A 10,696-nucleotide genomic window follows, 5' to 3' on the forward strand; every position below is an offset into this window, starting at 1 on the left:
ATCGGGAAAACCTGATCGTCGAGATTGCTCGCGATCGGATTGAAAACAGGCGCCCCGCCGATCGTCGGGACGCCGTGCCCGGCAATTCGGGCGAATTTTAGAGCGCGATATGAAGAGCCCGGCAACTCTCGAAACCGCGATGGACGCAACGCTTTGAGAGCCGCGCCTTCGCGGTCAGCGCGGCGCCAGAACCATCATCATCTGGCGGCCTTCGAGCTTCGGCTCCGCCTCGACCTTGGCGATCGTCGCCACTTCTTCGCGCACCTTGGCCAGAAGCTGCATGCCAAGCTCCATATGCGCCATCTCGCGGCCGCGGAAGCGCAGCGTCAGCTTGACCTTGTCGCCCTCCTCGAAGAAGCGCCGCACGGCCTTCATCTTGGTCTCGTAGTCATGGCTGTCGATGTTCGGGCGCATCTTGATCTCCTTGATCTCGATGACCTTCTGGTTCTTGCGCGCTTCGGCCGCCTTCTTCTGGTTGGCGTATTTCAGCTTGCCGAGATCGAGGATCTTGACGACGGGCGGCACAGCATTGGGGGATATCTCGACAAGATCAAGCCCGGCCTCTTCAGCCAGCAGCAATGCGTCGTTGATGGAAACATCGCCGCGGTTCTGGCCTTCGGCGTCGATAAGCTGGACCCGGGGAACCCGGATGTCTCGGTTGGAGCGCGGCCCGTCTTTGGTGGGTGCCGCTGCTTTGAAAGGTCTGCGAATGGTCGTGATCTCCTCGGCCGTTTCGTTCAGGGTTTCTTCAGATGCGAATAGGTCGACGCGCCTATGTGGTGAGCGCGCGGCCGGAGTCAATAGCATAGGCTCGTGGGAAAATCACCTGTCCGCTCGTCTTTACCTGCACCAAGCAAAGAAATCCCGCGAGCACTTTTCGTTGAACCACCGCCTGTGTCAAAAGACCGGCGGAAAGGACAAGCCCATGCCAGCCAGCGCCCCGGTTTTCATCGATGTGGACGGATCGAGCATCGCCGTCAGGCAGGCCTCCGGCACGGAGCCCGGCGTAGTGTGGCTCGGCGGCTACAGGTCCGACATGCTGGGCACCAAGGCGGAGACGCTTGCCGCCTGGGCCGCTCGCGAGGGCCACGCCTATCTGCGCCACGACTATTCCGGCCATGGCGAGTCGGGCGGCGAATTCGCCCAAGGCACGATCTCCAGGTGGCTGGCCGAGAGCCTCGCAGTCCTCCGGCGCTTCAGCAAAGGCAAGCAGGTCCTGGTCGGCTCCTCGATGGGGGCGTGGATTGCGCTGCGCATGGTGCAGGAATTGCGCCGGGCGGGCGACGACCGGGTGGCCGGTCTGGTGCTGCTTGCCCCGGCGCCTGATTTCACATTCGAGTTGATCGAACCGGTGCTGACCAAGGCACAGAAGCGCGATCTTTCGAAGAAGGGTTTTTTCGCCGAGCCGTCCGACTATTCGGACGAGCCTTATATATACACCCGAGCGCTGATCGAGGACGGCCGAGCCAACCGGGTCATGACCGGACCGATCGACACGCACTGTCCGGTGCACATATTGCAGGGCCTAGCCGATCCGGACGTGCCGTCCAGCCATGCCCTGAAGCTGGCATCGATGCTTCCCGCCGACGATGTGACGCTGTCGCTGATCCCCGACGGCGACCATCGCCTGTCCCGTCCCGAGGATCTCGACATGCTGAAGCGCGCCGTCGCCGACATGGTCAGGCGGGCGGCCTGACCATGCGCATCTCCATCCCGATATCCGCCTTCGTCGCCGCGATCGTCGGCTTCGGCGGCACGCTGGCCCTCGTCATCGCCGCCGCCAAGGCGGTCGGCGCCACACAGATCGAGACCGCGAGCGGCGTGACGGCGATCTGCCTGGCCATGACGATCGAATGCCTGTGGCTGTCTTGGCGCACGAAGATGCCGGTCATCACCGCCTGGTCGACGCCCGGCTTGGCGCTGATCGCAGCCTCCAGCGGTTTCACCATGCCGCAGGCGGTGGGCGCCTTCATGGTCACCGGCGTCCTCTTGGTCGCCACCGGGCTGTTCAAGCCGCTGACCCGGCTGATCGCGCAGATTCCGGCCTCGGTCGCGTCCGGCATGCTGGCCGGCATCCTGGTCAGTTTCGCCGTCAATGCGGTCAAGGCCATACCCGCTGATCCCTGGTTGATCCTACCCTTGATCGTCGCCTTCTTCGTCATCCGCCTGTTCAATCCGGCGGTTTCCGTGCTGGTGGTGCTGGTCGGCGGCGGCCTTGCCGCTTTTCTCACCGGCCGCGTCGGCAGCCTGCCGGTGCCGCAACTGTCGACATTGACGTTCATTGCGCCGCAGTTCACCATTTCGGCGACCATTGGCCTTGCCCTGCCGCTCTATCTGGTCACAATGGCCTCGCAGAACCTTTCCGGCCTCGCGGTGCTGCGTGCGGCCGGCTACCACCCCGAACCCGGCCCGCTGATCGGCGTCACTGGCCTGTTCTCGTTGCTCTCTGCGCCATTCGGCGCCGCGACCACCAATCTTGCGGCGATCTCGGCCGCAATCTGCACCGGCCCCGACGTCCATCCCGATCCTGCCGAGCGGTGGAAGACCGGGCCGTTCTATGCGCTCGCCTATCTCATCTTCGCCATCTTTGGCGCCTCGCTGGTGGCGATCTTCGCCGTCCTGCCGCAAAGCCTGATCGTGCTGGTCGCGGGGCTTGCCTTGACGGCGCCGCTGGCCAACGCGCTGTCGATAGCCCTTCATGACGCTGGCGACCGCATGCCGGCCACCGTCACCTTCGCCGTGACGGCTTCGGGGCTCACGCTCTTCGGCGTCGGCGCGGCATTTTGGGGGCTGGTTGCCGGAATGGCAGTGCTTTTCTTGGAAAAACTCAAAAAGCGATAATCATTTCAGAAGCTTCGCCGGTTTTGGCCGGATTTGTCTTGAATAGCCCATTTCGCCTTCCCATTTCGATTCCACGCAGCCGGTTTGGCTGTCTCCAACGGAAGGATTGGGAGAAATGAATACGAGTGCATTGATCCGTCCGGCCTGGACGCCGGCTACCATCGCGCTGATGGTCATCGGCTTCATGGTGTTCTGGCCGCTCGGCTTCGCCATGCTCGCCTACATCATCTGGGGCGACCGGCTGGAAGGCTTCAAGCGCGACGTCAACCGCGCGACCGACGGCATCTTCGCCGGCTGCCGCCGCGGCTCCGACAAGGCGGCCCGCTGGGGCCACGGCTCGGCCCGCACCGGCAACGTCGCCTTCGATGACTGGCGCGAGAAGGAGCTCGAGCGCCTGGCCGAGGAGCGCCGCAAGCTGGACGAGATGCTGACCGAGTTCGACGATTACGCCCGCGAACTGCGTCGCGCCAAGGACCAGGACGAGTTCGACCGCTTCATGGCCCAGCGCAACAAGCATACCGCGCCGACCACGACCGAGTCGGCTGAGAAGCCCGCTTCCAAGCGCGGCAAGGGGACGAACCTGCTCGACGACTGAGATCCTGCGACAGGTCTCAGAGTGGTACGACGGCGTCGCGCCTAGCGGCGCCGTTTCTTTTTTGTTCTCTTTGTAGCTTCCCTCCACTGGCCGTTTTTTTCGAATCGCGTATCGTCCAGCCATGACCCTCGGCTTCTTTCGCAATCTGACCAAGCCAAAGCCCACGCCTGTCGTGGAGCGCGAACATTGCGTCGCCGGCCGAACTTTGCCGTTGAAAATCGTCGAAAGCGCCAGGGCCAGGCGGCTCACGCTGCGCATCGATTCCGGCGGCCAGGGCCTGCGCGTCACCGTGCCGCCCGGCCTGCGCCGGGGCGAGGTGGAGAAATTTCTCGACCGCCATCAGGATTGGCTGGAGCAGCGCCTGGCCAAGGTCCCGACGAGGCCGCAAGTGCGCCCGGGCATCAGGATACCGATCCGCGGCGTGCCGCACCGCATCGTGCATGAGCCTTCCAGGCGCGGCACCGTCACCGTCTCGCGCGACGAGCGCGGCCCGCTTCTGGTCGTTCATGGCGAGCGCATCCATCTGCCGCGCCGGATCGCCGACCATCTCAAGCGCGAGGCCAAGAAGGAGATCGAGAGGTTGGTGGTCAAGCACACCGAGGCGATCGGCAAGCGCGCCAAGGCCATAAGGTACAAGGACACCTCCAGCCGCTGGGGGTCATGCACCTCGGAGGGCAATCTCTCCTTCTCCTGGCGCATCATGATGGCGCCGCCGGCGGTGATAAACTATCTGGTGGCGCATGAGGTGGCGCATCTCAAGGAGATGAACCACGGCCCGAAGTTCTGGAAATTGTGCGAAAAACTCTGCCCGGACACCGACCGCTGCAAGGATTGGCTGAAGCGCAACGGCGGGGCGCTGCAGGCGATTGTGTTTGAGTAGTTTAACCGGCTAGGGCGCGTTCCTTCACACCCCCCTCTGGCCTGCCGGCCATCACCCCCGCAAAGGGGGAGATTGGCTGTCGCCACGGCTTTCGCCAATCTCGGGCGCTGCAGGAGGAACTCCAGCGCCGAAGCTGCTGGTCTCACCCTTTGCGGGGGAATTGGCCGGCAGGCCAGAGGGGGGCTGTCCCGCCAGCCTCTCCCCTATTCGCTTGAACCCATTAGACGCTCAATCGTCATTCGCCGCGTTCAACTCTTCCGGCCGCAACCCTTCCTCCGAATGCGGCCAGGGCAGAAAATCCCGGTCGAAGGCCTCGCTGCCGAAATACTCAAGCGCCCGGTGCGCCTCGGCGCCGTTGAAGGCGGCCTTGTCTATCAGATGCGCGATCACCTCGCGCGCCTGCGCGATCTTCTGCCTGAGTTCGGCGACGGTCCGGTCGGCCATGATTGTCGTGCTCCCGCCTGTGGTTCCTATATGAAGGTAGTGTTTTCCGCCGTAGCGGCAACAGCATGCTTTTTCTCGACTCTTTTCCCGTTTCGTGCCAAGCCCGCGCCATGACGCTCGACATCAAGATCTGCGGATTGAAGACCGACGCCGCGATGGCCGCCGCCCTTGCCGGCGGCGCCAGCCATGTCGGCTTTATCTTCTTCCCCAAGAGCCCGCGCTATGTCGAGCCCGCCGAGGCCGGGCGCCTGCGCGAAGCGGCGCGCGGCAAGGCCTTGGCGGTTGCCGTCACCGTCGACGCCGATGATGCTTTCCTGGACGAGATCGTCGCGAAAATGCAGCCGGACATGCTGCAACTCCATGGTTCGGAAACGCCCAAGCGCGTGGCCGACCTCAAGGCGCGTTACGGCCTGCCGGTCATGAAGGTGTTTTCCGTCAGCGAGACAGCCGACCTCGAGCGTATAAAGCCGTTCGTCGGAATTGCCGATCGTTTCATGTTCGACGCCAAGCCGCCGAAGGGGTCACAACTCCCGGGCGGCAATGGCGTCGCCTTCGACTGGCGCATCCTGGCCGGCCTTGACGCCCGACTCGATTACATGCTTTCCGGGGGGCTCAACGCCACCAATATCGGCGATGCCCTGAGACTGGCCAACCCGCCCGGGATAGACGTTTCGTCCGGTGTGGAAAGCGCTCCGGGTGTCAAGGATCCGGCGCTGATCGAGCAGTTTTTCCGGGCCGTCAGGGCCGCGCGCGACGACCGCGCCGCCTGAACACAACCAAATCAGGAGATCGGCGATGAACAAGCCGGCAATGCCCAATTCCTTCCGCAACGGGCCCGACGAGCAGGGCATGTTCGGCATTTTCGGCGGCCGCTTCGTGGCCGAGACGCTGATGCCGCTGATCCTCGATCTCGAGGAGCAGTGGAGCCACGCCAAGAACGATCCGGAATTCAAGGCCGAGCTGCAGAACCTGTCGACCCACTATGCCGGCCGGCCGTCGAAGCTTTATTTCGCCGAAGGTCTGACGAAACATCTCGGCGGCGCCAAGATCTATTTCAAGCGCGAGGACCTCAACCACACCGGCTCGCACAAGATCAACAACTGCCTCGGCCAGATCCTGCTTGCCAAGCGCATGGGCAAGAAGCGCATCATCGCCGAGACCGGCGCCGGCCAGCACGGCGTCGCCTCTGCAACCGTCGCCGCGCGCTTCGGCTATCCTTGCGTCGTCTACATGGGCGCCACCGACGTCGCCCGCCAGAGCCCGAACGTCTTCCGCATGAAGCTGCTTGGCGCCGAAGTGCGGCCGGTCACCTCCGGCCACGGCACGCTGAAGGACGCCATGAACGAAGCCCTTCGCGACTGGGTCACCAATGTCGAGGATACCTACTACCTGATCGGCACCGCCGCCGGTCCGCACCCCTATCCGGAGATGGTGCGCGACTTCCAGTCGGTGATCGGCTCGGAGGCCCGCGCACAGATGCTGGAACAGGAAGGTCGGCTGCCGGACGTCATCATCGCTGCCGTCGGCGGCGGCTCCAACGCCATTGGCCTCTTCCATCCCTTCCTTGACGACAAGGATGTGCGCATCATCGGCATCGAAGCCGGCGGACGCGGCCTCGACGGCGTCGAGCATTGCGCCTCGATGAACGCCGGCAGGCCCGGCGTGCTGCACGGCAACCGCACCTATCTGTTGCAAAATGCCGACGGCCAGATCCTCGACGGCCACTCGATCTCGGCCGGCCTCGATTATCCGGGCGTCGGCCCCGAGCATTCCTGGCTGCGCGATTCCGGCCGCGTCGAATATGTGCCGATCCTCGATGACGAAGCGCTGGAGGCGTTCCAGTTGACGACCCGCGCCGAAGGCATCATCCCGGCGCTGGAATCGGCACATGCCATCGCCCATGCGATGAAGATCGTGCCGAAGATGGACAAGGACCAGATCGTCATCGTCAATTTGTCCGGCCGCGGCGACAAGGACGTGCATACGGTGGCAAAGATGCTGGGCATGGAGATCTGACAATGACCACCCGCATCGATCGCCGCATGGCGAAGCTCAAAGCCGACGGCCGCCCGGCTCTCGTAACCTACATCATGGGCGGCGACCCCGACTACGATACCTCGCTGTCGGTCATGAAGGCGCTGCCTGCCTCAGGCTCCGACATCATCGAGCTCGGCATGCCCTTCTCCGATCCGATGGCCGACGGCCCGGCCATCCAGGCGGCGGGTCTTCGGGCGCTCAAGGGCGGCCAGACCCTGGCCAGGACGCTTAAAATGGCGTCCGAGTTTCGCGCTGGCGACGACGAGACGCCGATCGTGCTGATGGGCTATTACAATCCGATCTACATCTACGGCGTCGACCGCTTCCTCGCCGACGCCAAGGCAAGCGGCATCGACGGCCTGATCGTCGTCGACCTGCCGCCGGAAATGGATGAAGAGCTGTGCATCCCGGCGCTGAAGGCCGGCGTCAACTTCATCCGCCTGGCGACGCCGACCACCGACGACAAGCGCCTGCCAAAGGTTTTGGAAAACACCTCCGGCTTCGTCTATTACGTCTCGATGACCGGCATCACCGGCTCGGCGCTGGCCGACACGGCCAAGGTCTCGGCCGCGGTCACGCGCATCAAGAGCCACACCGCGCTGCCGGTCTGCGTCGGGTTTGGCGTCAAGACCGCCGAGCAGGCGCGCGTCATCGGCGCCTCGGCCGATGGCGTCGTCGTCGGCACGGCGATCGTCAACGCGATCGCCAATGTGCTTGGGCCGAAGGGCGAGAAGACTGCCGATCCGGCGGAGGCCGTAGCCACTTTGGTCAGCGGGCTTGCCCAAGGCGTCCGTTCCGCCCGCCTTGCTGCCGCCGAATAGTCTTACTACGTCTACCTTCCAGGACAGGGAGCTGAAGCCATGAACTGGATCACCAATTACGTCCGTCCGAAGATCAATTCGATGCTCGGCCGGCGCACCGACATGCCGGAAAACCTCTGGATCAAGGATCCCGAGACCGGCGAGATGATCTTCCACAAGGATCTCGAATCCAATCAGTTCGTCATCCCGGCCTCCGGGCACCACATGAAGATCTCGGCCAAGGAGCGGCTGAAATACTTCTTCGACGACGGCAAATACGAGGTGCTGGAAAATCCCAAGGTCGTCCAGGACCCGCTGAAGTTCCGCGACGAGAAGCGTTACACCGATCGCCTGAAGGAGGCCAAGGCCAAGACCAGCCTCGAGGATGCGATCCTCAACGGTGCCGGCACCATCGACGGGCTGCCGGTCATCGTCACCGTGCAGGATTTCGCCTTCATGGGCGGATCGCTCGGCATGGCCGCCGGCGAAGCCATCGTGCATGCTTTCGAGGTCGCGCTGCAGCGCAGGCGGCCGCTGATCCTGTTCGCCGCTTCCGGCGGCGCCCGCATGCAGGAAGGCATCCTGTCGCTGATGCAGTTGCCGCGCACCACGGTCGGCGTCGACCGGCTGAAGGAGGCAGGCCTGCCCTATATCGTCGTGCTGACCAACCCCACCACCGGCGGTGTCACCGCCTCCTACGCCATGCTGGGCGATGTCCATATAGCTGAGCCCGGCGCGCTCATCGGCTTTGCCGGCCCACGCGTCATCGAGCAGACCATTCGCGAAAAGCTGCCCGACGGTTTTCAGCGCGCTGAATATCTGATGGAACACGGCATGGTCGACATGGTCGTCTCGCGCCTCGAAATGCGCCAGACCATTGCGCGGCTCCTGAAGATGCTGCTCAAGACTCCGCAAGCCGAGAAGCCGTTGGAGCCGGAGATCCTGCCGCCGGCGGTGGTCAACGCCGAGGCTAGGCCGCAAGCCTGATACTGTATCGGTCCGACGCGACATCGTTCGCCGCGAACCGCGATTTGCGCTGCCCGTCGTGTGCTGTAGCCTCTGATTTGCGCACGGCCGTATCGAAACCGATTCCCGGTTTCGGTAGCATGCGCTAGGATTCCATCATGACAACGCTTTCCGCCGATCGCGAAATCGAACATCTGATGACGCTGCATCCGAAAGGCTTCGACCTTTCGCTGGACCGGGTCACCCGGCTTCTCGAACGCCTCGGCAATCCGCAGGACCGGCTGCCGCCGGTCATCCACATCGCCGGCACCAACGGCAAAGGCTCCTGCGCCGCCTTCTCGCGCGCGCTGCTGGAGGCGGCCGGCCATCTCGTCCACGTCCACACCTCGCCGCACCTGGTGCACTGGCATGAGCGCTACCGGCTGGCGGCCGAGGGTGGCGGCAAGCTCGTCGACGACGAGGTTTTCGCCGAGGCCATCGCACGCGTCGCCGAAGCCAATCAAGGCCAGGAGATCACCGTCTTCGAGATACTCACCGCCGTCACCTTCATTCTGTTCTCGGAGCATCCGGCTGAGGCGGCGATCATCGAGGTCGGCCTCGGCGGCCGCTTTGACGCAACCAATGTCATCAAGCGACCGGCGGTTTCGGTGATCATGCCGATCTCGATGGACCACGAAGCCTATCTCGGCGACCGCGTCGAGCTGATCGCCGCTGAAAAAGCCGGCATAATGAAGCGCGGCTGTCCGGTGGTGATCGGCGCCCAGGAAAGCGACACCGCGCTTCAGGTGCTGATCGAGACGGCCGAGCGGCTGGATTGCCCGACCGTGGTCTATGGCCAGGATTTCCTTGCCTTCGAGGAAAACGGCCGCATGGTTTACCAGGACGAGGACGGGCTGATGGATCTGCCCTTGCCGCGCCTGCCCGGGCGCCATCAATACGCCAACGCCGCGGCAGCGATCGCTGCCGTCAAGGCGGCCGGTTTCGAGATCGGCCATCGCGCCGCCGAGCGGGCGATGACCCATGTCGCCTGGCCGGCACGCATGCAGAAGCTGACGCAGGGGAAGCTGGTGGACCTTGCGCCGAAAGGGGCCGACATCTGGCTGGACGGCGGTCACAATCCGGGCGCCGGCATCGTCATCGCCGAAGCGCTGGCCGAGCAGGAGGAGAAGAATCCGAGGCCGCTGGTGCTGATCTCCGGCATGATCAACACCAAGGACCAGACCGGCTATTTCAGCGCTTTCAAGGGCCTCGCCCGCCATGTCTACACCGTGCCGGTGACCAACAGCGATGCCGGCGTGCCGAACGACGAGCTGGCCCTTCGTGCCGAAGAGGCGGGCCTGTCGGCCGAGCCTGTCAGCTCCGTCGCCAGCGCCCTGATGCTGCTGCGCGACAGCTGGGATGGTCCGGCGCCACGCATTCTCATCGGCGGCTCGCTCTATTTCGCCGGCGCCGTTCTGGCCGAGAACGGCACGCCGCCGACCTGAGCAATTTCAGGAAAAGTGTGAAGCAGTTTTCCGTCTGAAATTGCGCCAAAACAAAGGGATAGGACATTTCGCCATTTCCATGAAGCGGTGAAATGCCTGAGTTGAGATCACGATAGCGCTGCGGATTCGGCGGGGGCCGAAAGGAACCGGCCATGATCAAGGTGAAGCAGCTCGCCCATGTCTGCATCTTCGCGCATGACCTGGAGGCGACGCGCGGCTTCTATCGCGACGTGCTCGGCATGGACACAAGGTTCAATTTCCTGCGCGACGGCAGGATTTTCGGCTTCTATCTCGACTGCGGCGGCCGCAGCCATGTCGAGGTCTTTGAAAAGAACGAGGCCAGCTACAGCGACCGTAACCAGATCAACCATTTCTGCCTGGAGGTGGAAGACATCGACGCGGCCATCGCCCATATCAGGTCGAAAGGCATCGAGGTCACCCCGAAGAAGCTTGCCTGCGACGACACTTACCAAGCCTGGACCGCCGATCCCAACGGCGTGAGGATCGAGCTGTTCGAATATACCGCAAAAAGCGCGCAGTTCACCGGCGGCGATCGCGTCGCCGACTGGTGACTAGAGCGTTTCCTAGCTTTATTGAATCGGAAGGGATTGAACGAAGCCGCTAACGCGGCATTTGGCGGATCGGTTTG

Annotated in this window: 12 protein-coding genes; 10 read left to right on the top strand and 2 right to left on the bottom strand. The window is 63.6% G+C overall.

Annotated elements, in window-relative coordinates:
* Positions 1-174: 174 nt before the first annotated feature.
* Complete coding sequence (gene infC, locus P9272_RS26440) at positions 175-711, bottom strand: translation initiation factor IF-3 (RefSeq protein ID WP_128258708.1); 537 nt, start codon at positions 709-711, stop codon at positions 175-177.
* A gap of 214 nt (positions 712-925) precedes the next feature.
* Here infC and P9272_RS26445 point away from each other — a divergent pair, with 214 nt between their 5' ends.
* From P9272_RS26445 to P9272_RS26460, 4 genes are all read left to right on the top strand, one after another.
* Entirely contained in the window at positions 926-1,696 is a 771-nt protein-coding gene (locus tag P9272_RS26445) for an alpha/beta hydrolase (RefSeq protein ID WP_278162809.1), read from the top strand.
* Between the two features lie 2 nt (positions 1,697-1,698).
* Positions 1,699-2,841 carry a benzoate/H(+) symporter BenE family transporter gene (locus P9272_RS26450; RefSeq protein WP_128258589.1) on the top strand — a complete coding sequence of 381 codons (1,143 nt, stop codon included), beginning with the start codon at positions 1,699-1,701 and terminating at the stop codon, positions 2,839-2,841.
* Positions 2,842-2,956: 115 nt separating this feature from the next.
* Complete coding sequence (locus P9272_RS26455; RefSeq protein WP_128258588.1) at positions 2,957-3,436, top strand: DUF2852 domain-containing protein; 480 nt, start codon at positions 2,957-2,959, stop codon at positions 3,434-3,436.
* A 121-nt stretch (positions 3,437-3,557) separates the two neighbouring features.
* The gene (locus P9272_RS26460) at positions 3,558-4,316 is read left to right on the top strand and encodes a M48 family metallopeptidase (protein WP_278162810.1); all 759 of its coding nucleotides are present in this window, start codon (positions 3,558-3,560) and stop codon (positions 4,314-4,316) included.
* A gap of 228 nt (positions 4,317-4,544) precedes the next feature.
* Here the strand turns inward: P9272_RS26460 and P9272_RS26465 are convergent, their stop codons facing one another.
* Entirely contained in the window at positions 4,545-4,760 is a 216-nt protein-coding gene (locus tag P9272_RS26465; RefSeq protein ID WP_128258586.1) for a hypothetical protein, read from the bottom strand.
* Between the two features lie 110 nt (positions 4,761-4,870).
* Here P9272_RS26465 and P9272_RS26470 point away from each other — a divergent pair, with 110 nt between their 5' ends.
* From P9272_RS26470 to P9272_RS26495, 6 genes are all read left to right on the top strand, one after another.
* Positions 4,871-5,530, top strand: a complete 660-nt coding sequence (locus P9272_RS26470; RefSeq protein WP_278162823.1) for a phosphoribosylanthranilate isomerase — start codon at positions 4,871-4,873, stop codon at positions 5,528-5,530.
* Between the two features lie 25 nt (positions 5,531-5,555).
* On the top strand, positions 5,556-6,776 hold the full coding sequence (gene trpB / locus P9272_RS26475) for a tryptophan synthase subunit beta (RefSeq protein WP_278162811.1): 1,221 nt from the start codon (positions 5,556-5,558) through the stop codon (positions 6,774-6,776).
* Between the two features lie 2 nt (positions 6,777-6,778).
* Positions 6,779-7,618: a tryptophan synthase subunit alpha gene (trpA, locus tag P9272_RS26480; RefSeq protein ID WP_278162812.1), complete on the top strand. Its 840-nt coding sequence runs from the start codon at positions 6,779-6,781 to the stop codon at positions 7,616-7,618.
* A gap of 39 nt (positions 7,619-7,657) precedes the next feature.
* Positions 7,658-8,584 (top strand): acetyl-CoA carboxylase, carboxyltransferase subunit beta, encoded by a 927-nt coding sequence (gene accD / locus P9272_RS26485; protein ID WP_128258583.1) that lies wholly within the window; start codon positions 7,658-7,660, stop codon positions 8,582-8,584.
* Between the two features lie 137 nt (positions 8,585-8,721).
* A complete protein-coding gene (locus P9272_RS26490) occupies positions 8,722-10,047 on the top strand; it encodes a folylpolyglutamate synthase/dihydrofolate synthase family protein (protein ID WP_278162813.1) in 1,326 nt (441 codons plus the stop codon).
* 152 nt (positions 10,048-10,199) lie between these two features.
* On the top strand, positions 10,200-10,619 hold the full coding sequence (locus P9272_RS26495) for a VOC family protein (RefSeq protein ID WP_128258581.1): 420 nt from the start codon (positions 10,200-10,202) through the stop codon (positions 10,617-10,619).
* The last annotated feature ends 77 nt before the right edge of the window (positions 10,620-10,696 follow it).

The sequence above is a fragment of the Mesorhizobium sp. WSM4976 genome (assembly GCF_029625685.1).
Classification (GTDB): domain Bacteria; phylum Pseudomonadota; class Alphaproteobacteria; order Rhizobiales; family Rhizobiaceae; genus Mesorhizobium.